Raw genomic sequence first — 23,491 nt, forward strand, 5'->3', positions numbered from 1 at the left:
TCCCATTCGGTCCCGCCCACGCCGGCTTGATCCCCAACCCGGTGCACCAAGGTTGCCGTTCCGGCGCAGCCCCCGCCCCGCGTCAGCAGCGAGCAAGCCCGGCAGATCTCGTGAGTTTGCGGCTGAGACGGCGGCGCAACCTCACAAGATCTCCTGGGTGGATCAGGTCGCAGGGTGGATCAAACTCCACCGTGTGCCCGAGTCCACGCCCCGGCCGAGATGAAGTCACACCGACCGCAACCGTGCGACCCCACCTACGCCGAACCGGGCAACCGTGCGACCCCACCTACGCCGAACCGAGCATCCGGGGGCAGCCGTCCACGCGCAACGTAGCTGCGAGCCCACGGTGGGCCTTCACCCCGCTGCTTTTTCGGAGAGAAGAAGATCGCATGGGTGGCTATTTGCCATGATCTCCGCCGGTGTGTGGCGAAGCTTCCCGCGAACGCCGACGTTGTCGCACTAGCCTCGGCCAGGTGACTGGGCCTGGTTCGGAGCGTGTCGAGTTGGTGCTGCGTAAGTACGACGGGCGGCCGCACCGGCGGGTCACCGGCAGGCTGCTCGGTGACGATGAGCACGGCACCTGGATCGGCACGCCACGGGGCACGATCGTGCGGTACAGCTACGGCTGGCGGCGGTTCGAGCGGACCCGGGAGGACTCGGTCCGGCTGCTGCCGCGCGACGCCTGGTGGATGGCGATGTTCTCGGCCGCGCCGGGCCGCTCGGAGATCTACTGCGACGTGATCACCCCGCCGGAGCGCACCGGCCCGGCCCAGTTCACCGTGATCGACCTGGACCTCGACGTGATCCGCCTGCGCCGCGACGGCCGCGTGGTCGTCGACGACGAGGACGAGTTCGAACAGAACCGGGTGCGTTTCGGTTACCCCGCCGACGTGGTGGCCGGCGCGACCGCAGCGGCCGAGACCCTGCGCTCAGCCCTGTCCACCGACACCGAACCGTTCGCAGGCCAGTACCAAAACTGGCTCTCCCGCCTGCGCTGAAGATGATGGTGGGCGCGGCAGGTTTCGAACCTGCGACCCCCCGCTTGTAAGGCGGGTGCTCTCCCACTGAGCTACGCGCCCGGCTCCTGAACCGGAGTGGTCATCCTACCCTGCCGACCCGGCCAGGGCCTTGAGGGCTGCCCGCCATGCGTTCTGGTCGCGGGCCTCGCCGGGGCCGTTCATCTCGGCGAACCGGACCAGGCCCGTGTCGTCGATGAGGAACGTCCCCCGGTTGGCGAATCCCCTGGCGTCGTCGAAGACGCCGAACGCCTCGGCCACCTCGCCGTGCGGCCAGAAATCGGCCAGCAGCGGGAAGCCGAAGCCTTCCTGCTCAGCCCAGACCTTGTGGCTGTAGATCGAGTCCACGCTCACGGTGAGCACCTGGACGTCGCCATTCGCGTACGCCGCCAGGTTCTCCTGGATCTCGGTGAGCTCGCCGTGGCAGCGGCGGCTGAACGCCAGGGGATAGAAGATCAGCAGAACCGCCTTGCGGCCCCGGAAATCGGCGAGCCGCACCTCTTGGTTGTTCTGATCCTTGAGGGTGAAATCCGGCGCCGGCTGGCCCACCTCGATCGGCATGAGCACAGCCTAGCCAGGGCCGGCGCCGTCGTGGGCGCCGACCTTACGTTGAGGTGGCAGCGAGCTCTACTTCTTCTTGGCGCCCCGGGGGGTAACCAGGCGTGCGCCCGTCCAGTCCTTGCCGGCGTTGACCGTCGACGTCTGCTGCAGACCCGCGGTCGGTGCCGACTCGCTGATCTCGCTCGGTTCGACATGGCCGTCACGGCCGGCTTTCGGGGTCAGCAGCCACACCACGCCGTTGTCGGCGAGAGGGCCAAGTGCATCGGTGAGTATTTCGAAAAGGTCACCGTCGTCGTCGCGGTACCACAACAGCACCGCGTCGACCACCTCATCGGTGTCCTCGTCGACCAGCTCTCCGACGCGTTCGGTCAGGGCTTCACGGAGATCCTCGTCGACATCGTCGTCGTAACCCATCTCCATGACCACCATGCTCGGCTCGAAGCCGAACCGGTCCGCCAGGCTGCGTACGCCGTCGGCCTGACCCGCGGTCGCGCTCACTGTCCAAATCCTCCTAGCCGTGAAAAGTCCCCAAAACCTTTGGGGTAGTCCACACACTCCGGGCCCCGGGCGCAAGTGGCGCACCGAGTGTGTGGCAATTTACCGCGCCAGCAGCGTGTGGGCACCCTGGGTAATGGCATCCTCTCCCACCAGGACCTGCTGAGCGGCCGGACCGAGCGGAACGGGGACGTCGGCGGCGGCCACACGGCGCACCGATCCGACGAAAGCCCCGTCCACCAGAGCCGCGAGGACGCCCTCACCGACCCCGCCCGAACGCCGCGTCTCGTCGACGATCAGCACCCGGCCGGTAGCCGAGGCCTCCCGTACCAGGTCAGCGACGGGCAGCGGGTTGAGCCAGCGAAGATCGACCACTCGGGAACCGTACCCGTCGGCGGCGAGCTGGGCAGCGACACGGAGCGACATTCGCACTCCGTTGCCGTACGTCACGATGGTCAGATCCTGGGCTGTGCCCATCCCGTAGATGCGGGCCCGGCCGATCGGGACGTGCTCGGCGGACCAGTTCGAGGGCTCCGCGTACGCCGACAACCACTCGCTGTCGCCTTGTTGATAGAGGTCCCTCGTCTGGTACAGCGCGACCGGTTCGAGGAAGACGCTGACCGTGCCGTCCACCGCCGCGGCGGCCAGGCAGGAGCGCAGCATCGGCCCCGCGTCAGCGGCCCGGGAGGGCACCGCGACCACGATCCCCGGTACGTCGCGCAGCATCGCGACCGAGTTGTCGTTGGCGAGATGCCCGCCGATCCCGAGCGGCTGGGCCAGACCCGGCACCCGCAGAACCATCGGGTTGCGGTACGACCCGGATGAGAGCAACGACATGGTCGCCGCCTCCACCCGCAACTGCTCGGCAGCGGTGTGCAGGGCGGCGAGACCGGTGATCTCCGGCACGCCGATCAACCCGGCCGTGCCGGCGCCGAGAGCGAGCCCGAGCACCGTGGTGGCGTCCGCCGGGGTGTCGAGCACCCGATCGGTCTCCCGGTCCCGCAGACCGGCGGTGACGCCGTTCGGACCGCCGGAGGCGACGTCGGGGCCGAAGATCAGCACGGTCGGGTCGGCGGCGAGCGCGTCGGCCAGCGTCGCGTTGATCGCCTGCGCGAGCGTCATCGGGCCGGCGTGCTCGGGCAGCTGCCCGTCGAAGATCCGGACCCGGGCGGCCGCGCCGGGGCCGGCGGCCCGCTCGGCGGCCTCGGTGACGGCGTTCGACACCCGCAGCGGGCGGCGCGGCGCCAGGGACGCGACGATCTCACCGATCGAGGCCAGTTTCGGTTCACCGAGCACCTCCTCGGCGGCCTGGCGGACCTGCCAGCCCACATGGTCGTACCGGTTGAGCACGTCGTCCGGGCCGAGCAGCCCGGCCTCGACGAGCAGCCGGGCCGTGCCGACCAGCGGGTCACGTGCCAGGTCGAGGTCCAGGTCCGCTTCGGTTCCCGAGCCGAGCAGGTTGCCCGCGCCGAGCAGGTTGACCGCGGCGAGGCGGAGCACCGCGGGCCGTCGCTCACCGCGCACGTAGCCGGCCAGGTCCACCGCCACGTCGTACGCGCTCGCCAGGTCGGCGGAGTCCGCGTACTCGTAACGCAGGCCGGGCCGGTCGCGCAGCAGGGCCGCCACCCAGCCGTCCGGATCGGCCGATCCGGGTCCGTTGTCCTCGCAGATCAGCAGGAGGGGCACCGGTTTGCCCTCGGTCGCCGCCCGGCCGGCCATCTCGATCGCCGCGGCCGCCGCCGGGCCGCTCGCCCCGGCGTCGCCGAACGAGGCGACCACGATCGCGTCGTCCGGCCAGGGCGCCGTGCTGGTCCGGGTCAGCGCCCTGGCCAGCCCGGCCGCCCTGGGCAGATGCCCGCCGGGAGTGGAGAGGGCCGGCAGCAGGTGCAGGTCAGGGTTGCCGAACAGTTTGTCCCGGCCGCCGGTGGCCGGGTCGCGAACCGAGGCGACCACGCCACGCAGCACGTCCCGGGCGGCGTCCTCCAACCGGCGGGCCGGATCGGTACCGGCCGGCCCGTCGCGCCCCGCTGCGCGTACGCAATAAAAGGCCGCGGAGCGATGGTGCAGGAAGGCCGGATCGTCGCCGCGCAAGGCAGCCGCGACAGCGGCGTTGCCTTCGTGGCCGGCCGAACCGGTGGTGGTGAAGCCTTCGTCGAAACTTCGCAGCCATCGGGCCGCGAGGTCGAGGTGGCGGGCGGTGAGCTGGGCGTCGAAGAGTTCCCGGGCGCGGGTGCCGGTCAGGGTGCTGTCCTTACGGACCGGATCGCCGGGTTCGCGCCGGTTTTCCGGTGGCCGCAGGGCCGAGACCGCAACGCGGAACCGCTCGTCGAGGTTTTGCGGGGTGGTCACGGAAGTCAGCATCGCCGAACCATGCTGGCCCTGCCAATGCAGATCGGCCGATCAAGCATGTCGATCTCTGCGCGCGTGCCCGCTCGCCGGTGGTGTACTCAGGACATGATCTTGAGGTACGCGGCCGCCCGGCTGGCGGTCTGCCTGTGCTGGCTGACCGGTACCGCCGGGGTGTTCCTGCTGCTCGATCTCTACACGTAGAAGATCTATACATAGACCATGCGTACCGAAATGATCACGGTCCGGACCGGCAGCACTCCCGTGGTGCACGACATCACCGCCGAGGCCGAACGATTTGTCGCGTCCGAGCAGGACGGCCTGTTGCACGTCTTCGTCCCGCACGCCACGGCAGGTTTGGCGATCATCGAAACAGGCGCCGGGTCGGACGACGATCTGCTGACCGCGATCGACGACCTTCTGCCGACCGAGGACAAATGGCAGCACCGGCACGGATCCCGGGGCCACGGTCGCGACCACGTGATGCCCGCCTGGATACCGCCGTACGCCACCCTGCCGGTCATCGGCGGCCGGATCGCGCTCGGCACCTGGCAGTCGATCTGCCTGGTGGACCCGAACGGTGACAACCCGATCCGCCAGGTGCGTTTCTCCTTCCTGCCCGGCTGAGTTGTGCACCGCGACGGTGGCGAGAACCATCCGGACACCTACCGAGATCACCGAAAAGTTACTGGTCAGTAAACGTGTCGCGCGTCGCTGACAGGTCGGGTAGGCGTGACGAGGCCCACCGAAAGGGGGCAGGATGGAGTTCCTGACCGAGCGATTCGCCACCTAGGTCGCCCGGTGTAAACGACACTCAACCAAGAGGATTGCCTGTGGCCACGGAGCGCAAGCGCCCGGTGATCAGCGATGGCCTGCCGAGCCAGCTTCCCGACATCGACCCTGAAGAGACCAACGAATGGGTCGAGTCGCTCAACGGAGTCATCGACGAACGCGGCGCCAAAAGAGCCCGTTATGTGATGTTGCGCCTGCTGGAGCGGGCCCGGGAGCGACAGGTCGGCGTTCCTCCACTGACATCCACGGACTACATCAACACCATCCCGCCGGAGCGTGAGCCCTGGTTCCCCGGTGACGAGTTCGTCGAGCGGCGGATCCGGGCGTACATCCGGTGGAACGCGGCGATGCTGGTGCACCGCGCGCAGCGGCCGGAAATCGGCGTCGGTGGCCACATCTCGACGTACGCGTCGAGCGCCAGCCTCTACGAGGTCGGCATGAACCACTTCTTCCGGGGCAAGGACCACCCCGGCGGCGGCGACCACATCTTCTACCAGGGTCACGCCTCCCCCGGCATGTACGCCCGCGCGTACCTCGAGGGCCGCCTCACCACCGACCAGCTCGACGGTTTCCGTCAGGAGCTGTCGCACCCGGGTGGTGGCCTGCCGTCGTACCCGCACCCGCGGCTGATGCCGAACTTCTGGGAGTTCCCGACGGTCAGCATGGGCCTCGGCCCGCTGAACGCGATCTACCAGGCGCGGTACAACCGTTACCTGCACAACCGCGGCATCAAGGACACCAGCCAGCAGAACGTCTGGGCCTTCCTCGGCGACGGCGAGATGGACGAGGTCGAGTCGCTCGGCGCGATCGGCCTGGCCGCCCGCGAGGAGCTGGACAACCTCACCTTCGTGGTGAACTGCAACCTGCAGCGCCTCGACGGCCCGGTCCGCGGCAACGGCAAGGTCATCCAGGAGCTGGAGTCGTTCTTCCGCGGCGCCGGGTGGAACGTCATCAAGGTCGTCTGGGGCCGCGAGTGGGACTCCCTGCTCGCCGCCGACACCGACGGCGCGCTGGTCAACCTGATGAACGCGACGCCGGACGGCGACTACCAGACCTACAAGGGCGAGTCCGGGGCGTACGTGCGTGAGCACTTCTTCGGCCGTGACCCGCGGACCCGCAAGCTCGTCGAGGGCATGACCGACGACGAGGTCTGGAACCTCAAGCGCGGCGGTCACGACTACCGCAAGCTGTACGCGGCGTACAAGGCGGCCACCGAGCACACCGGCCAGCCGACCGTGATCCTCGCCAAGACGATCAAGGGCTGGACGCTCGGGTCGCACTTCGAGGCGCGTAACGCGACGCACCAGATGAAGAAGCTGACCCTGGACGACCTCAAGGGCTTCCGGGACCGGCTCTACCTGGACATCAGCGACAAGCAGCTGGAAGAGAACCCGTACCTCCCGCCGTACTACCACCCCGGCGAGAAGTCCGACGAGTACCAGTACATGATGCAGCGCCGTCGTGACCTGGGCGGTTCCATCCCGTCCCGGCGTACCAAGGCGAAGTCGCTGGCGATCCCGGACTCCAAGGCGTTCGGCGACATCAAGCGCGGCAGCGGCAAGCAGAAGATCGCCACCACGATGGCGTTCGTCCGCCTGCTCAAGGACCTCATGAAGGACAAGGAGTTCGGCGCCCGCTGGGTGCCGATCATCCCGGACGAGGCCCGCACGTTCGGCATGGACTCGCTCTTCCCGACCAAGAAGATCTACTCGCCGCACGGCCAGACCTACACCTCCGTGGACCGGGAGCTCTTCCTGTCCTACAAGGAGGCGACGAACGGCCAGATCCTGCACGAGGGCATCAACGAGGCCGGTTCGACCGCGAGCTTCATCGCCGCCGGTACGTCGTACGCGACGCACGACGAGCCGATGATCCCGCTGTACATCTTCTACTCGATGTTCGGTTTCCAGCGGACCGCCGACGAGCTGTGGGCTGCCGCCGACCAGATGACCCGCGGCTTCCTGCTCGGCGCGACCGCCGGGCGGACCACGCTCAACGGCGAGGGCCTGCAGCACGAGGACGGGCACTCGCTGCTGATCGCGGCGACGAACCCGGCCGTGGTGGCGTACGACCCGGCGTTCGCGTTCGAGATCGCGCACATCGTCGAGAACGGCCTGCACCGGATGTACGGGGCGCAGCAGGAGAACATCTTCTACTACCTCACCATCTACAACGAGCCGGCCATCCAGCCCGCCGAGCCGGCCGACGTGGACGTGGAAGGCCTGCTCAAGGGCATCTACCTGTTCAGCAAGAGCACGGTGGAGAAGGGCCCGAAGGCTCAGATCCTCGCCTCCGGCACCGGCATGCGCTGGGCGCTCAAGGCGCAGGAGCTGCTCGCTCAGGACTGGGGTGTGAGCGCCGACGTCTGGTCGGTCACCTCCTGGACCGAGCTGCGTCGCGATGCCATCGAGGCCGAGGAGTTCAACCTGCTCCACACCGGTGACGAGCCCCGCAAGCCGTACATCCAGCAGAAGCTGGAGGGCACGCAGGGCCCGTCGGTCGCGGTCAGCGACTGGATGCGCGCGGTACCCGACCTGATCAGCCGCTGGATCCCGAACGGGTACACCTCGCTCGGCACCGACGGCTTCGGCATGAGCGACACCCGGCACGCCCTGCGCCGCCACTTCCACGTGGACGGCGAGTCGGTGGCCGTGGCGACGCTGCGCCAGCTCGCGCTGCGCGGTGAGGTGCCGAAACACGTGCCGGCCGAGGCCGCGCAAAAGTACGCCATCGACGACGTGAACGCCGCACCGGTGGGCGAGACCGGCGGCGACAGCTAGGCACCGGGGTTTTTTCGAGGCGGCCCGTCACTTTTGTGGCGGGCCGCCTCAGTGTCTGGCCCCCGGGTGCCGACTGGGAGGTTATGCGCCTTCGCATGCTTCATCAGCTGCTCATCCTCGGCCTCGGCAGCGTGCTCGTCACGGCGCTGGTCCTCGTGCTCGTCGGCGCGTGGCAGAGCGGCCGGTTCGCCGACAGCACCCGCGACGAGGTGCTCCGCCAGAACGAAGCCGAGCTGGACCGCACCACGGCGTCGGTGACCACGCTGGTGCGTACCGTCGGCGACGAGGTCCAGAACGGCGTGGACGTCGGGATGAACAGCGCGGACGGCCTGCTCGACCAGCGCGGCGGGGTGCGCCTCGCGTCGCGTACCGCCACATGGACCGCCACGAACCAGGTGAGCCAGGACAAGACCACGGTGACGCTGCCCCGGGTCACGGTGAACGGCCGCTGGCTGGGGCAGAACACGAATCCGAAGACGACCACCCCGTTCGTCGACGACGCGCAGGAGCTGGTCGGCGGCGCGGTCACCCTGTTCCAGCGGATGAACACCGCGGGTGACCTGCTCCGGGTCGCCACCACGGTCCGCGGCAAGACCGGTAACCGGGCGATCGGCACGTACATCCCGGCTGTCGGCGCGGACGGGAAGGCCAACGCGGTGGCGGCCGCGATCAAGGCCGGGAAGTCGTACCGGGGTGTGGCTCAGGTGGTCGACACCTGGTACATCACCGCGTACGACCCGATCAAGGACTCCTCGGGTGACGTGATCGGCGCGCTCTTCGTCGGTGTGCCGCAGGCCGACGCGCTGGCGAACCTCACCTCCGCGATCGCCGGCCAGCGTGTACGGGAGAACGGCTGGGTCAGCGTCTACAGCACCCTGGCCGCCGACAAGGGCCGGGTGATCGCCTCCAGCCTGGACGGCCTGACCGGCACCACCGACCTGGCTGCTGTCGACGCCGACGGCACCAAGTACGTCGAGGAGATCGTCACCAAGGCGCCGGATCTGGCCGACGACGCGACCTGGCGGACCACGTACCAGCTGCCCGGCGCGGCCGGGGCGGACGCCGGGGACACCACCACGACGGTGGCGTACTACGCGCCGTACCAGTGGGCGATCACGGTCGGCGGGTACGACGCGGACGCCGAGAGCGCCGTCGCCGTGGTCCAGGACGGCCGGCGCACGATGCTGACCGCGTTCGTGATCGCCGCCGTACTGCTGGCGCTGGCCGGCGCGGCTCTCGCGTACTTCCAGGCGGCGCGCCTCTCCGGCCGGCTGGGCCGGCTCACCGGGGCGCTGACCCGCCTGGCCGGACGGGATCTGACCGTCACCGCCGACGACAAGGGCCGCGACGAGATCGGCGAGGCGGCCACCGCGCTGAACACCGCGGCCATCGAGCTGCGCGCGGTGATGCGCGACGTGACCAGCGCTTCCGACGAGGTGAGCGGGACCGCCCGGCAGGTCGCGGCGACCGGCGGCGAGCTCTCCGCCGCCTCGGACACGACCGCTGACCGGGCCGGGACGGTGAGCGCCTCGGCCGACACGGTCTCGCACGTGGTGCAGACGGTGGCCGCCGGCGCCGAGCAGATGGGCACCTCGATCACCGAGATCTCGCACAACGCCCAGGAGGCGGCACAGGCCGTCCGGGACGGTGTCGGCCTGACCGCCGCGGCGGCCGGCGTGATCAACGAGCTGCGCGCCTCCACCTCGGCGATCACCGAGGTGGTCAAGCTGATCGCCAACATCGCCGAGCAGACCAACCTGCTCGCGCTCAACGCGACCATCGAGGCGGCCCGGGCCGGCGAGACCGGCAAGGGCTTCGCGGTCGTCGCCGGCGAGGTGAAGGAGCTGGCCCAGGAGACCGCCCGGGCCACCGAGGACGTGACCTCCCGGGTGGCCGCGATCGAGGCGGACACCGCCCGCGCGGTCACCGCGATCGACGCGATCTCCGAGCGGATCGCCCAGGTGAACGACTTTCAGACGGCGATCGCGGCGGCGGTCGAGGAGCAGGCCGCCACGACCGCTGAGATGGCCCGGAACATCGCCGAGGCGGCAACCGGGAGCCGGGACATCGCCGACGGCATCGGGACCGTCAGCGGCGCGATGGAGGGCACCAGGCGGTCGGTTGCGGCGGCACACCGGGCTGCCGACGAGCTCACCGCCACCGCGACGCGCCTGACCGGCCTGGTAAACCGCTTCACCGTGTAGCCGAATCGGTGTAGCCGGAGAGGCCCGGAAAGCGATCGGTAGTCTTAAGGCGTGACTGTTCGCGTGCGTTTCGCCCCCTCACCCACCGGCATGTTCCACGTCGGCGGCGCTCGCTCGGCGCTGCAGAACTGGATCTACGCCAGGCAGCACGACGGTGTCTTCGTGCTCCGGATCGAGGACACCGACGCGGCCCGCAACAAGCCCGAGTGGACCGAGGGCATCATCTCGGCGCTGGACTGGATCGGCATCGAGCGCGGGAGCTACGAAGGCCCCTACTACCAGTCCTCCTACGCCGCCGACCACACCGCCGCCGCGACCCGGCTCTACGGCGAGGCACGGGCCTACTACTGCGACTGCAAGCGCGACGACGTGATCGCGCGGACCGGCAACACCCACATCGGTTACGACGGCTTCTGCCGCGACCGCGCGCTCGGCCCCGGCGAGGGTCGTGCGCTGCGTTTCCGTACGCCGGACGTCGGCGAGACCGTCGTGGTCGACCTGGTCCGCGGCAAGCCCACCTTCGAGAACAAGCTGCTCGAGGACTTCGTCATCGCCCGCAGCGACGGCTCGGCGGTCTTCCTGCTGGCCAACGTCGTCGACGACATGAGCATGGGCATCACCCACGTCTTCCGGGCCGAGGAGCACCTGCCGAACACACCGAAGCAGCAGCTCCTCTGGGAGGCGCTCGGCGCCACTCCGCCGGTCTGGGGTCACGTGCCGGTGATCGTCAACGAGAAGCGGCAGAAACTGTCGAAGCGGCGCGACAAGGTGGCCCTGGAGTCGTACCGGGACGAGGGTTACCTCGCTGCCGCGATGCGCAACTACCTGATGCTGCTCGGCTGGGCGCCCACCGGCGACCGGGAGATCGTCCCGTGGTCGGTGGTCGAGGATGAGTACCGGATCGAGGACGTGAACCACGCTCCGGCATTCTTCGACATCAAGAAGCTGCGCGCGTTCAACGGCGAGTACATCCGCGCCCTCAGCCCGGACGAGTTCGCCCAGGTCTGTGCGCCGTGGCTGACCGGGACCGAGACGATCGCCGCGCCGCCGTGGTCGCCGGAGGCCTTCGACTCGGCGGTCTTCACGGCGATCGCCCCGCTCGCGCAGACCCGCATCGCGGTGCTCTCCGAGATCGTGGACTACGTGGACTTCCTCTTCCTCGACGAGCCCGTGCACGACGAGGCATCCTGGGCGAAGGCTATGAAGGAGGGCGCAGCGGACATTCTGGACGCGACTGCGGCCGCCTTCGGCGCACTCTCCGACTGGTCGGCGGAGCCCCTCAAGGCTGCTCTTGAGCAGGTCGGCGAGGAGCGAGGTCTCAAATTGGGCAAGACTCAGGCGCCGGTTCGCGTCGCGGCCACCGGCCGGACGATCGGCCTGCCGCTTTTCGAGTCGCTCGAAACGCTCGGCCGTGACCGCACGCTGACCCGTCTTGCCGCAGCTCGCGCCCGTCTCTGACACGTTTACCGCATTCGACGGCCGGCGCGCCATAGCCGGTCGTCGAATCCGGTGACGCTCTCCGTCACCAGGGTGGCCACCACCCCCACGCGTTGCGGGGAGTAGGTACTATTCGGCCGCTGATCAACGGTCACCGGTTGTCTCAGCCGTCCCCCAAATGGCTCCAATTCACCCTGCCGCGAGATGCGGCCGGGCCGGAGTCCGGGAAGGCTATGGGTGTGTGGGCCACGAGCAGTGGGTCAGTGGTCCATGTGCATCCACGGGCGGGGGAGGTCGGATGGTGCGAGGGACGATCACCAGGCTGGTGTCGGCGGCCGGTGCGATGGTGATTGCCGTCGTGTTGACGTTCGGCGTCGCGCCCGGTGCGGCGGCAGCGCCGAAAAAGGACGAGCCCAATGCCATGGAGATCAAGGGCAAGGGCATCAGCAAGTCGATAGTGATCCGGCAGGCCGACGAGCCCCGGCTCTTCGAGATGCTGTTCACCGAGGTCGACTGGCTGGCCGCGGCCAGGCCGCAGACGTCAGCGCCGAAATCCGGTAAGCTCGGCGAGAAATACACGCTGACCATCCTGGTCAAGGACGCGCCGAGCCAGACCTACGATCTCTATCCGCAGGCGGCGGGCGGCCCCCGGGCATACCGGCCGGCCAAGCAGCCGTCGGGCAAGAAAGCGGCCGGCTGGTTCTACGGCCGGCTCTCCATGTCGGAGTCGCTGCGCCTGTCCGGCGCGCCGCTGGAGGCCAAGCCCGACGTGGTGAACGGCGGCATCGGTGGCGGCGTCGGCGAGAACCTGAACGCCGATGTGAACCCGGTGGAGAGCGCGAGCGAGGTGTTCGGCGAGATCCGCCGCCTCTTCCTGCTCAACGGCGCGGTTCTGCTGGCGATCCTGGTCGGTCTCGCCGGGATGGCGTTCCTGATCCGCCGCCGGATCTGACCGAGACGCTCTCCACCAGGGCGATCAGGTCGTCCAGGTCGGCGTCGAACTCGTCGTCCGGCTCCAGCGGGTTCTCGGCGACCGGCAGGCCGCCGGTCACCTCGCCGGTGAGATAACCGAGAAGCAACGCACAGATCATCCGCGCGATCCGTGGCACGTCGGACGCGCGGACACCGGCGTCGTGCAGGATGCCGCGCAGCGCCGCTGCCAGCCACGACGCCGAAGCGCCGGCCGCCGATCGGGTCAGCAGCAGAGGGAAAGCGCTCGGGTGTTCCTGGGCGAGAGCGCGCACGGCCCGGCTCAGCGCACGTAAGCGCCGGCGCCAATCGATATCGGCCGGATCGTCGTCGAACGCGGTTCCCAGCTCAAGATGCAGCAGGTCGACAAGGCCGTCCAGCAGCGCGTCCTTGCCACCGACATACGGGTAAAGGGCCATCGAGGTCAGGCCCACCCGCTCGGCGACGGCCCGCATCGACATCGCAGCGAGGCCACGCTCGTCCACGAGGGCGAGCGCCTGGTCCAGGATCAGCCGTCTCTTGTCATCCACCGCACCTACCTGACCAGGCGCATGGGCCGGCCCGGGCGAAACTCGCCCGGGCCGGTGTGGCACTCACCCGTTCGGGGCCCCAGCTCCCCGCCCGGTTTTCCGCATCACCAGCGTCTAGCACCAGCGGCCGGGTGGCCGCCCTCGTCCAGCCGCGCGCCGCCTCGGGCGCACAGCACCGTGCAGATGAGCACCAGCCCACCCGCGCAGTTCGGTACGGCAACCAACCCGTCCCGATCCCAGATCCAGGATCGGCTCCTCGTCGACCGGTGCGGGCACCGTCACATCGTCGAGGACGGAATCACCGTCGGTACGCGTCAACGCCTCGTCCCGTTCCATCATCTCGCCTCCTCGATCCGCGTCCTCGACACCAACACCAGCATTCCTCGGCACCGTCTCTTCATCGGCACCGCGACGCCCTGTGTTAACCCCCCGGCCCGGACCGCACTAGTCCGACACGATGCCAGGTCACCGACCGAAATCGCGGAAGGGGCGCACTGCTACACCGGTCAAATGTCGTAAAACGGCATAAACCTACTCAGCCCAACCCGGCATTCGGTCCGTGACACGCTTGGCACGTGGCAGACAGCACCACCAACCCGCTAGCGCCCGGCACATTACGCCGAATCGAGCGGCATGCCGGGGCGCTCGCGACTTCCGCCGTGGCCCGCATGGAAGAGACGTTGCCGTGGTTCCGCGCGCTCCCCGCCGACCAGCGTTCCTGGGTGATGCTCGTCGCACAGGCCGGCGTCCGATCTCTCGTGGAGTGGCTCAGCTCCGGCGCTACTGTCGCCGCCAGCACCCAGGAGATCTCCGACGAGGTCTTCGCGGCGGCGCCTCGCGCCCTGGCCCGGGCCATCACGCTGACCCAGACCGTGCAACTGATCAAGGTGACGATCGACGTCGCCGAGGCCGAGGTGCCGGGGTTCGCCGAGGAGGGCGAGACCGGCGCGCTGCTCCAGGCGATCCTCCGGTTCTCCCGGGAGATCGCGTTCTCCGCCGCCCGGGTCTACGCCAGGGCCGCCGAGTCCCGGGGCGCGTGGGACGCCCGCCTGCAGGCCCTGCTCGTCGACGCGCTGCTGCGCGGCGACTCCTCGGACGTGCTCGCCAGCCGGGCCGCCGCCCTGGGGTGGACCGACGCGCCACCGGTGACCGTCGTGGTGGGCCGCTCGCCGGGCGGGGACATCACCGCGGTGCTGCACGCCGTCTATCGGGCCGCCCGCCGGGCCCGGCTCGAAGTGATCGGCGGCGTACACGGCGACCGCCTGGTCGTGGTGGCGGGCGGAGCCACCGATCCGGTCGCCACGGCCACCGCGCTCTCCGGCACTTTCGGCGAGGGGCCGATCGTGGTCGGCCCGGCCGTACCGTCGCTGGACCAGGCGACCGAGTCGGCCCGGGCGGCGCTGAACGGGTTCCGGGCGGCGCCCGCCTGGCCGGCCGCGCCATCCCCGGTCGCCGCCGACGATCTGCTGCCGGAACGCGCGCTCGCCGGCGACCTGGACGCCCGGCGCAAGCTGCGCAACGAGGTCTACGGAGGGCTGACCCGGGCCGGCAGCGGGCTCATCGAGACGCTCGACGCATTCTTCGGCTCCGGCGGGGTACTGGAGAGTGCGGCACGCGAGCTCTACGTGCATCCGAACACCGTGCGATACCGCCTGCGCCGGGTGGCCGAGGTCACCGCCCTGTCGCCGTTCGACGGCCGGGACGCGTTCGCTTTACGCATCGCGCTGACAATCGGCAGGCTCGACCCCGCAACCTGAGGGACGCCTGCCTCGTACCTCATGTTGGTCGTATTGTCCGCTGATTACGTGTCGCGGGGGGAAATTCCGCTTCCGTGGCGAATATGGCTAAAGTGTCCCAAGCCAACGGCGGCTTTGTAGGTTTCCTACAAACATCGTCGTAGGGTTTCGTCGCGCCCAGCAACCCCCGAACCTCCCCCGATCCGGAAGAGTCAAGACGTGCTCGCCGTACTCTCCCCCGGCCAAGGCTCACAGAAGCCCGGCTTCCTGATCCCATGGCTCGCCCTACCCGGCGCCGAGGCCCGCCTCGGCGAGTGGTCCGCGCTCGCCGGAGTGGACCTGGTCCACCTCGGCACCAAGGCTGACGCCGACGAGATCAAGGACACTGCCCGTACCCAGCCTCTGCTCGTCGCGGCCGCGCTGCTCGCGGGCGAACAACTGCCGCTGGGCGACGTCGACCTGGTCGCCGGCCACAGCGTCGGTGAGCTCGGAGCGTCCGCGCTGGCCGGCGTGCTCTCCCCCGAGTCCGCGATCAGCCTCGCCGGTGTGCGCGGCCGGGAGATGGCAGCCGCCTGCGCCCTCGAGCCCACCGGCATGAGCGCGGTCCTCGGCGGCGACCCGGACGAGGTCGTCGCCGCGATCGAGAAGCACGGGCTGTACCCGGCGAACCGCAACGGCGCCGGTCAGATCGTCGCCGCTGGGGCGCTGCCCGGCCTCGCCGACTTCGCGGCCGCCCCGCCGGCCAAGGCCCGGGTCATCGCTCTGGCGGTGGCGGGTGCGTTCCACACTCCGTACATGGCTCCGGCCGAGGCGGCTCTGGACGCCGTCGCTGCCGGCGTCACCGTGACCGACCCGGCCCGGACCCTGCTGTCGAACCTCGACGGCAAGCCGGTCGCGGACGGCGCCGAAATGCTGCGCCGCCTGGTCCGTCAGGTCACCGCGCCGGTCCGCTGGGACCTGTGCATGGCGTCGCTACGCGAGCTCGGCGTCACCGGCGTGATCGAGCTGCCGCCCGCCGGCACTCTGGCCGGCCTGGTCAAGCGCGAGCTCAAGGGCGAGGGCGCGCCCGAGATCGTCACCCTGAACACCCCGGACGACCTGGACGCCGCCCGCGACCTGATCGCCCGCCACGGCGGACACCAAGGAGGAGCACGATGACCGCGGGTTCCCGCATCGTCGCGATGGGGCACTACCAGCCCTCGCGCGTGGTCACGAACGACGACCTGGCCATGAACCTGGACACCAACGACGCGTGGATCCGGGACCGGGTCGGCATCGCCGAGCGCCGCATCGCCGAGAACGAGTCGGTCGCCGACATGGCGACGTACGCGGCCGAGAAGGCACTGGCGAACTCCGGCCTCACCGCCGCCGACATCGACCTGGTGACCGTCGCGACCTGCACCTCGATCGACCGCTGCCCGAACGTGGCGGCCCGGGTCGCGAGCCGGCTCGGCATCGCGGCACCGGCGGCGTACGACCTGAACACCGCCTGCTCCGGGTTCTCGTACGCGCTCGGCACCGCGGACCACGCGATCCGTGCCGGCGCCGCCCGCAACGCTCTGGTCATCGGCTCGGAGAAGCTCTCCGACGTCGTCGACTGGTCCAACCGCACGACCGCCGTGCTCTTCGGTGACGCCGCGGGCGCAGCGGTCGTCTCCGCGGTCCCGGACGGCGAGGAGATCGGCATCGGCCCGGTGCTCTGGGGTTCCGCCCCGGACAAGGGCGACGTTCTGCGGATCGAGGGCTGGCAGCCGTACATCGAGCAGGAGGGCCAGGCGGTCTTCCGCTGGGCCACCACCGCGCTCGCCCCGTTCGCGATCGAGGCCTGCCGCCGCGCCGGCGTCGACCCCTCCGACCTGGCGGCTTTCGTGCCGCACCAGGCGAACACCCGGATCATCGACGGCATCGTGAAGCGGCTCGGACTGAGCCCGGACGCGATCGTCGCCAAAGATCTGGTCCATTCCGGCAACACCTCAGCGGCCAGTGTGCCGTTGGCACTGTCGAAGCTGATCGAACGGCGCGAGGTTCCCTCCGGGTCCCACGTACTGCTCTTCGGCTTCGGCGGCGGCCTCACCTACGCCGGCCAGGTTGTCCGCTGCCCTTGAGCAGCACCTGACGGCGTATTCACCACCCACCGAGAGAAAGAACGAGAATGGCAACTCGCGAAGAGATCACCTCTGGCCTCGCCGAGATCCTCGAGGAGGTCGCCGGGGTGAACCCGGACGACGTCGCCGAGGGTAAGTCCTTCACCGACGACCTGGATGTCGACTCGCTGTCCATGGTCGAGGTCGTCGTCGCGGCCGAGGAGAAGTTCGGCGTCAAGATCCCCGACAACGAGGTCCAGAACCTGAAGACCGTCGGCGATGCCGTCACCTACATCGAGGCGAACCACTGACATGAGCAACGTAGACGTCGTCGTCACCGGGCTCGGCGCGACGACCCCGCTGGGCGGGGACGTCGCGTCCACCTGGGACGCAATGCTCGCGGGCCGCTCCGGGGTCGGCCCGCTCACTCAGGAGTGGGCGGGTCAGCTCCCGGTGCGGATCGCCGCACAACTCGCGGTCGACCCGGCCACGCTCATCGAGCGGGTCAAGATGCGCCGTCTTGACCGTTCCGAGGCGATGGCGCTGATCGCGGCGAAGGAGGCCTGGGCCGACTCCGGCCTGGCCGGTTCGGGCCTGGACCCGGAACGCCTCGCGGTCAGCATCGGCAGCGGCATCGGCGGCGCCACCACGCTGCTGGAACAGGACGACATCCTCGAGCAGTCCGGTCCGCGCCGGGTCAGCCCGCACACCGTACCGATGCTGATGCCCAACGGCCCTGCCGCCTGGGTCGGCATCGAGCTCGGCGCCCAGGGTGGCGTCCGGGCCGTGGCCAGCGCGTGCGCCACCGGCGCGGAAGCCGTCGCCCTCGGACTCGACCTGATCCGTGCCGGCCGCGTCGACGTGGTGGTGGCCGGTGGCGTCGAAGCCGTCGTGCACCCGCTGCCGCTCGCCGGTTTCGCCTCGATGCGCGCCATGTCGACGCGCAACGACGAGCCGGAGAAGGCATCGCGCCCGTGGGACAAGAACCGGGACGGCTTCGTCCTCGGTGAGGGCGCGGGAACGATCGTGCTGGAGCGTGCCGATCACGCGATCGCTCGTGGCGCGAAGATCTATGCCCGGCTCCTCGGGGCCGGCATCACCTCGGACGGTTTCGACATCGTCCAGCCCGACCCGGAGTGCCGCGGTGGCATCCGTGCGATGCGGATGGCTCTGACCGACGCCGGCCTGACCGGTGCGGACATCCAGCACGTCAACGCGCACGCCACTTCGACGCCGGTCGGCGACATGAGCGAGATCAAGGGGATCCGGACCGCCATCGGCGATCACCCGATCCTCACCTCGACCAAGTCGATGAGCGGACACCTGCTCGGCGCGGCCGGAGCGGTCGAGTCGATCGCCACCATCCTCGCCCTGCGTGAGTCCGTGATCCCCCCGACCATCAACCTCGACGACCCGGACGAGCGTCTCGACCTCGACGTGGCAGCGCACAAGGCGCGGCCGCTCGAGATGACCGCGGCGATGAACAACTCGTTCGGCTTCGGCGGCCACAACGTGGCGTTGGTCTTCGCCCGCGCCTGATCGCAATGACACGACGGTGCCGTGTCCGCCGAACGAGGCGGGCACGGCACCGTCGTGTCGTTCAACGGATCACTTGACGCAGGCGCTCCGCTTCAGCCCGGCAACCTCGATCGGCGACTTGCCCGGCGCCTTGGCCTTGCCGGCGATGACCGCGGCCAGGGCGGCCAGCGAGAGCTTGCTCGACGAGTACGTGGCGACCAGCGTCGGCGACCGGGACAGTCCCAGCAGCGACGGGCTGTCCATCGCCACCGTGATCGCCGCCGAGTCGTCCAGATCGACCTGGGAATCTCCGAAACCGACCAGGCGGATTTTCGCCCCGTTGTCGGCCTGGACGTTCACACCGGCCTCCTGAAGGGCCCGGACCATGGCGACCCGGGCGACCTCGCGCGAGGCGGGCGCGGTGACCGTGACCGGTCCCTCGGCCAGCGGCCCGGAGCACTTGCCCCGGAAGACCGTGACGGCGGCGGCGTCCAGGGCGCCGACCGACCGGGCATGCGCCGGCGAACCGATGACGTCGAGGTCCGGCTGGTTCCTGATCTCGGTACGGAACTTGAGAGTGAGAATCCGGGTGACCGCCTCGACCAGGCGTTCCCGCTTGAGGCTGCCGCTCTTGAGCCCGGCCACGATGCCGTCCCGGGCACCACCGATATCCGGCGGCATGAGCAGCATGTCGTTGCCCGCGTTGAGCGCGCGGACCGCGGCCTCGCCGGCCGGCCACTTCTTCGCCGGGGCCATGTTCATCGCGTCGCTGATCGCGACCCCGGTGAACTTGAGCTGCTTCCGCAGCACGTCGGTCATGATCTTGTGGGAGAACGTGGCGGCGTTGCCCTTGTCGATCGCCTGGAGATCCAGGTGACCGGACATCACCAGGCCCGCGCCGGCCTCGATGCCCGACTGGAACGGCGGCAGGTCCTGCGCCTCCCAGTCCTTGCGGCTCTGCTTGATCACCGGGAGCTCGTCGTGGCTGTCCCCGCTGGTGTGCCCGTGGCCCGGGAAGTGCTTGAGGGCGGCCGTGACGCCGGCGCCCTGCAGGCCCCGGACGGCCGCGGTGACCTGCGTGGCGTTCGCCTTGGCGTCGGAGCCGAACGAGCGCGAGCCGATCAGGCCACCACCCCGGGTCGCGAGCGTGTCGGCGACCGGGGCGAAGTCGACGGTGATGCCCATCGCGGCCAGCTCCTCGCCGGCCGCCCGCCAGGCCACCTCAGTGAGACTGGGCTGCCGGGCGGCACCGACGGCCAGCGCCGACGGAAGCATCGTGACGCCCTCGGTGATCCGGGTGACCACGCCGTACTCCTGGTCGGTGCCGATCATCAGCGGCGCGGTGGCGGGCAGCTTGAGAGCCGCCTGCTGCAGGCCCCGGGTCAGCTCGCGGACCTGTTTCGGGTTCTCCACGTTCGTGGTCGGGTTGGTGTCGCCGGTCGGGTCGTCCGGTGTGAAGCCGACCAGGATGAGACCACCGAGCTTGTATTTCTCGATCATCTCGGCCGGCGTGTTCACCCCGGCGAGTTGCTGGTTGCCGGCGGAGGCGCCCTTGTCGACGGTGGTGGCGTAACTGCCGTAGGCGTACGGCATCAGCACCTGGCCGGCCAGGTCCTCGTCGCTGAGCCTGGTCACCACCTCGGCCGCGCGCGCCGCCGGGTCAGCGTTGATCACCAGACCGGCGCTGGCCGAAGCCTCAGGCACGAGGGACGGCGACGCCGGAGGCGTCGTCGCGGTGGTTGCCGACGGCGCCGGCTCATCGTTACCGCATGCTCCGGACAAAAGCAGCAAAGGTACGGCCAAAGCGACGCGGAGCAGGTTTTTCACGCACGCCATCGAACCAGTTCACGGCGACCGTCGCCACTTTATCCCCGAGAACCACCAGTCGCGGTTTTCGCCCGATCAGCCGGATCGCACGTCAGCCGACCCTGGTGAGCAGGGTGACCGGCGCGCCGTCGCCGGCGTACCGGTACGGCTCGAGCTCCGCATCCCATGCGGTGCCCAGCGCCTTGTCCAGGGCGTGCGCCAGCGCCTCGGGCGCCCGGACCGAGGTCATGATGGAGCGCAGCCGGTCCTCGCCGATCTGGATGTCACCCGAAGCGCCCATGACCCCATGGAAGAGGCCACGCCCGGGGACGTGCATGAACCGCTCGCCATCGAGGCCCTCGCTGGGTTCCTCGGTGACCTCGAAACGGATCATGGGCCACTGCCGGAGGGCAGCAGCCAGCTCGGCGCCAGTACCAGCCCGGCCGGTCCAGCTGCACTCAGCTCGGCGCATGCTGGGATCGACCGGTTGCACGGTCCATTGCAAATTGACCGGCGCGGTCAGGACGCGCGCGATCGCCCACTCGACATGCTGGCACACGGCGAGTGGGGTCGAGTGGACGTATACGACGCCACACGTTGGCACGGTGACCTCCCGGAGACCGAGGTGCGTCTTCCCCTACGACCTCGACCGCGGTTGATCGTGTCCCATGATGCCGGGTGGTACGGATGGTGCGCCAGAGAATCCGCAACATCGACTATGGGACCTGCCGTAGTGGCGTACCCAGTGCAACGCCCGTACCTGCTCCGACGGCACGGTCCAAGGGCTGTCGTGTAGAGTTGCCACGGCCCTTTTTCTACTTTCTCAGCTTTCCTTCAAGGAGTGCCGCCGTGGCGAGCAACACCTCAAAGACCGCCCGCGCATCAGTCCGCGCCGGACAGAGCACGTCCGGCGCGCTCAGCGTGCTCGGTGAGTACAAGTACCTCATCCCGCTCGGCACCGGCCGCTTCGCGTACGTGCGCAACCTGACCAACGGCAAGACCACGCACCTCAGGACCGACTCCGACGCTTTCGTCGAGGAGATCCGGGTGCTGGCCGCGGCCGGCCACGGCGCCAAGATCCGCGCCGAGATCAACTCGCTGCACAGCGCCAGCCCGCAGGACGGCTGGGACGCGACCGAGAAGCGTCTCGCCGACGCCGGCGTGTTCGAGGGCTGAGAACGCCTCTGACAAGAAAGGCGCCTCCCGGTTTGTGCCGGGAGGCGCCTTTTTGCACTTCATGAAGATCAGGACAGGCTGAGCCGCCGAGAAATCAAGAAAGAAATTCTACCCACCCGCTGTCCAGGTCATAGATGGCGCCGACCACGTTGATCCGCCCGGCCGCCATGGCCGCGGCCAGGCTCTCCACCTTGTGCAACCGGTCCGTGGTCCGGATCACGTGGGCGCGGATCGCTTTCTCGGCGGCGTCCGGGTCGTCGATGCCCACCTCGCGTACCGCAGGGGCCAACTGGTCGACCAGATAGCCGATCTCACCCTCGGAGACCGTGCCGGCGCGCAAGGCCTTCACCGTGGCGTTCACGGCGCCGCAGCGCTGGTGCCCGACCACGACCACCAGCGAGACGCCGAGTTCGGCGACCGCGAAGCCGACCGAGCCGATCAGCGACCGGTCCAGCACGTGCGCACCGGAACGTGCCACGCAGATCGAGCCGAACGGCTGGTCGAAGATCGCCTCGAGCGGAACCCGCGAGTCGATGCAGCCGAGGACCACCGAGTGCGGCTGCTGGCCGCCCGCGGTGGCGGCCGCCTGGGTCACGTCGTGGCCGTAACGGGGATTTCCGTAGACGAACCGCTTGTTGCCCGTCACGAGCCTGCTGAGCGCTTCAGCGGGCGTGATGACCTGCGCTTCTCGGGTAACAGCCATGAAGAGATTTTCGCTGCTGAAGTCCGGCGGGAAAGTGATTGCGAGGTAACTCACTGTCCGACCGGATCTGACCAAAAGCCTTGACGAAACATGCTGGTAATACACGTGATCGGGAGTGATGATTATTACCCGTGGGTACAACGGGGACCGTGACTCTCACGGAGGTGCCCATGCAGACGCGTTCAGAGATCACTCTCGCCGACGGCGTACGCCTGCACGTGACCGTTTCCGGCCCGGCTGACGCTCCGGTGACCGTCGTGCTGCTCCACGGCTGGTGCCTGGACCGGCGGATCTGGCATGACCAGGTCGCCGCCCTCGGCGGCATGGGCCGCAAGGCGCCGCGGGTGATCGCGTACGACACCCGGGGGCATGGGCGGTCCGGGCACACCGGTCTCGGCGGGGCGACCCTGGCCCAGCTCGGCGACGACCTGGCCGAGGTCCTGCGCCAGTTCGCGCCGACCGGCCCGGTGGTCCTCGCCGGCCACTCGATGGGCGGCATGACGATCATGGAGTACGCGCACCGCCACCCCGAGGAGTTCACCGCCCGGGTGGCCGGCCTGCTCCTGGTCTCCACGACCGCCGAGGGACACACGCACACCCGGTACGGCCTGCCGGCCCGGGTGGCCGCCCTGCTGCGCGCCGGCGAGACGTTCGGCGCCGGCCTGCTCGCCCGCTCCGGCGCCTGGTCACCGCACCGCATGGTGCTGCCCGCCCTGCGCCCGGCGGTCCAGTGGCTGCTCTTCGGCGAGGACTGCGCGGACGCCGCGCTCAAGGTCGCCCTCGGCGGCATCGGCCGGGCCTCACTGCGCTCGATCGGCGGCTTCCGCGCGTCGGTCGGCGCGCAGCAGCGCCTGGACACCCTCGCCACCATCGCCGACGTGCCGGCCACCGTCCTGGTCGGCGACCGGGACCGGCTCACCCCGACCGCTTGCGCCGAGTCGATCGCTCAGGCGCTGCCCGGCGCCCGGCTGGAGATCCTCGAAGGCGCCGGGCACATGCTGCCGCTGGAGCGGCCGGAGCAGGTCTCGTCGGCGCTGGTAACCATCGTCCGGCGGGTCGCCCGGTCGGCGAAACGAGAACGACGCGCCGTCCGCGAGACCGTTACCCGCTGCCGCGAGGCCGCTTAAGTCGTTTCCCGTTTCAGCTGAAACGCCTGTCCGGCGGTGCCCCGGCGGCGATCCTGAGAGATTCGAGGCCCCGGCGGAGGGTAGTGCGGAGCAGTGCGGTTCGACGCGGCCAGCCGGACAGGAGTAAGTTCGATTGCCCCCTTCGCGCAAGCGCTGGTGGTGCGCAGAGGTTTTTCGCCCCCCGTCGCGCTGAGTGGTGTGGTGGGCATGA

20 protein-coding genes and 1 tRNA gene are annotated in these 23,491 nt (G+C 69.6%); 13 read left to right on the forward strand and 8 right to left on the reverse strand.

The genetic code is table 11. From position 1 onward, the window contains the following. Positions 1-473 precede the first annotated feature (473 nt). Positions 474-998, forward strand: a complete 525-nt coding sequence (locus tag B0I29_RS11840) for a DUF402 domain-containing protein (RefSeq protein WP_245972452.1) — start codon at positions 474-476, stop codon at positions 996-998. 6 nt (positions 999-1,004) lie between these two features. On the opposite strand, the gene B0I29_RS11845 is transcribed toward B0I29_RS11840, so the two are convergent. The 4 genes from B0I29_RS11845 to B0I29_RS11860 all read right to left on the reverse strand — a co-directional run bounded on the left by B0I29_RS11845 (position 1,005) and on the right by B0I29_RS11860 (position 4,433). After that, a tRNA-Val gene (locus B0I29_RS11845) sits at positions 1,005-1,079 on the reverse strand. 24 nt (positions 1,080-1,103) lie between these two features. Beyond that, a complete protein-coding gene (locus B0I29_RS11850; protein WP_111649169.1) occupies positions 1,104-1,577 on the reverse strand; it encodes a peroxiredoxin in 474 nt (157 codons plus the stop codon). A 66-nt stretch (positions 1,578-1,643) separates the two neighbouring features. Continuing rightward, entirely contained in the window at positions 1,644-2,075 is a 432-nt protein-coding gene (locus B0I29_RS11855; RefSeq protein ID WP_111648964.1) for a DUF3052 domain-containing protein, read from the reverse strand. 99 nt (positions 2,076-2,174) lie between these two features. Then, the gene (locus B0I29_RS11860) at positions 2,175-4,433 is read right to left on the reverse strand and encodes a transketolase C-terminal domain-containing protein (RefSeq protein ID WP_111648965.1); all 2,259 of its coding nucleotides are present in this window, start codon (positions 4,431-4,433) and stop codon (positions 2,175-2,177) included. 207 nt (positions 4,434-4,640) lie between these two features. Here B0I29_RS11860 and B0I29_RS11865 point away from each other — a divergent pair, with 207 nt between their 5' ends. From B0I29_RS11865 to B0I29_RS11885, 5 genes are all read left to right on the forward strand, one after another. Then, on the forward strand, positions 4,641-5,045 hold the full coding sequence (locus tag B0I29_RS11865) for a YjbQ family protein (RefSeq protein WP_111648966.1): 405 nt from the start codon (positions 4,641-4,643) through the stop codon (positions 5,043-5,045). A gap of 206 nt (positions 5,046-5,251) precedes the next feature. Then, positions 5,252-7,990, forward strand: a complete 2,739-nt coding sequence (aceE, locus tag B0I29_RS11870) for a pyruvate dehydrogenase (acetyl-transferring), homodimeric type (RefSeq protein WP_111648967.1) — start codon at positions 5,252-5,254, stop codon at positions 7,988-7,990. Positions 7,991-8,085: 95 nt separating this feature from the next. Further along, positions 8,086-10,194 carry a methyl-accepting chemotaxis protein gene (locus tag B0I29_RS11875; RefSeq protein ID WP_245972453.1) on the forward strand — a complete coding sequence of 703 codons (2,109 nt, stop codon included), beginning with the start codon at positions 8,086-8,088 and terminating at the stop codon, positions 10,192-10,194. A 51-nt stretch (positions 10,195-10,245) separates the two neighbouring features. Continuing rightward, the gene (gene gltX, locus B0I29_RS11880; protein WP_111648969.1) at positions 10,246-11,652 is read left to right on the forward strand and encodes a glutamate--tRNA ligase; all 1,407 of its coding nucleotides are present in this window, start codon (positions 10,246-10,248) and stop codon (positions 11,650-11,652) included. Positions 11,653-11,929: 277 nt separating this feature from the next. After that, positions 11,930-12,583 (forward strand): hypothetical protein, encoded by a 654-nt coding sequence (locus B0I29_RS11885; protein ID WP_221401750.1) that lies wholly within the window; start codon positions 11,930-11,932, stop codon positions 12,581-12,583. On the opposite strand, the gene B0I29_RS11890 is transcribed toward B0I29_RS11885, so the two are convergent. Then, the gene (locus B0I29_RS11890) at positions 12,510-13,130 is read right to left on the reverse strand and encodes a TetR/AcrR family transcriptional regulator (protein ID WP_111648971.1); all 621 of its coding nucleotides are present in this window, start codon (positions 13,128-13,130) and stop codon (positions 12,510-12,512) included. The two genes, B0I29_RS11885 and B0I29_RS11890, sit on opposite strands and share 74 nt — an antisense overlap. A 575-nt stretch (positions 13,131-13,705) precedes the next feature. Here B0I29_RS11890 and B0I29_RS11900 point away from each other — a divergent pair. From B0I29_RS11900 to fabF, 5 genes are all read left to right on the forward strand, one after another. Continuing rightward, on the forward strand, positions 13,706-14,887 hold the full coding sequence (locus B0I29_RS11900) for a PucR family transcriptional regulator (protein WP_111648973.1): 1,182 nt from the start codon (positions 13,706-13,708) through the stop codon (positions 14,885-14,887). 198 nt (positions 14,888-15,085) lie between these two features. After that, entirely contained in the window at positions 15,086-16,024 is a 939-nt protein-coding gene (locus tag B0I29_RS11905; protein ID WP_111648974.1) for an ACP S-malonyltransferase, read from the forward strand. Further along, the gene (locus B0I29_RS11910; protein ID WP_111648975.1) at positions 16,021-16,971 is read left to right on the forward strand and encodes a beta-ketoacyl-ACP synthase III; all 951 of its coding nucleotides are present in this window, start codon (positions 16,021-16,023) and stop codon (positions 16,969-16,971) included. The genes B0I29_RS11905 and B0I29_RS11910 overlap by 4 nt, the downstream gene beginning before the upstream one ends. Before the next feature lie 47 nt (positions 16,972-17,018). Next, on the forward strand, positions 17,019-17,261 hold the full coding sequence (locus B0I29_RS11915) for an acyl carrier protein (protein WP_014441425.1): 243 nt from the start codon (positions 17,019-17,021) through the stop codon (positions 17,259-17,261). Between the two features lies 1 nt (position 17,262). Then, entirely contained in the window at positions 17,263-18,489 is a 1,227-nt protein-coding gene (gene fabF / locus B0I29_RS11920; RefSeq protein ID WP_111648976.1) for a beta-ketoacyl-ACP synthase II, read from the forward strand. A gap of 69 nt (positions 18,490-18,558) precedes the next feature. On the opposite strand, the gene B0I29_RS11925 is transcribed toward fabF, so the two are convergent. Both B0I29_RS11925 and B0I29_RS11930 read right to left on the reverse strand, forming a co-directional pair. Then, a complete protein-coding gene (locus B0I29_RS11925; protein WP_111648977.1) occupies positions 18,559-20,304 on the reverse strand; it encodes a glycoside hydrolase family 3 protein in 1,746 nt (581 codons plus the stop codon). Between the two features lie 82 nt (positions 20,305-20,386). After that, positions 20,387-20,878 (reverse strand): DUF3145 domain-containing protein, encoded by a 492-nt coding sequence (locus B0I29_RS11930; RefSeq protein ID WP_111648978.1) that lies wholly within the window; start codon positions 20,876-20,878, stop codon positions 20,387-20,389. Positions 20,879-21,123: 245 nt separating this feature from the next. Between B0I29_RS11930 and B0I29_RS11935 the strand changes: the two genes are divergently transcribed. Further along, the gene (locus B0I29_RS11935; protein WP_111648979.1) at positions 21,124-21,450 is read left to right on the forward strand and encodes a hypothetical protein; all 327 of its coding nucleotides are present in this window, start codon (positions 21,124-21,126) and stop codon (positions 21,448-21,450) included. Positions 21,451-21,544: 94 nt separating this feature from the next. Here the strand turns inward: B0I29_RS11935 and B0I29_RS11940 are convergent, their stop codons facing one another. Continuing rightward, positions 21,545-22,153 (reverse strand): carbonic anhydrase, encoded by a 609-nt coding sequence (locus tag B0I29_RS11940; protein ID WP_111649170.1) that lies wholly within the window; start codon positions 22,151-22,153, stop codon positions 21,545-21,547. Between the two features lie 170 nt (positions 22,154-22,323). On the opposite strand from B0I29_RS11940, the gene B0I29_RS11945 reads away from it, so the two are divergent. Beyond that, a complete protein-coding gene (locus B0I29_RS11945; protein ID WP_111649171.1) occupies positions 22,324-23,280 on the forward strand; it encodes an alpha/beta fold hydrolase in 957 nt (318 codons plus the stop codon). The last annotated feature ends 211 nt before the right edge of the window (positions 23,281-23,491 follow it).

Source organism: Actinoplanes lutulentus, assembly GCF_003259845.1.
Classification (GTDB): Bacteria; Actinomycetota; Actinomycetes; order Mycobacteriales; family Micromonosporaceae; genus Actinoplanes; species Actinoplanes lutulentus.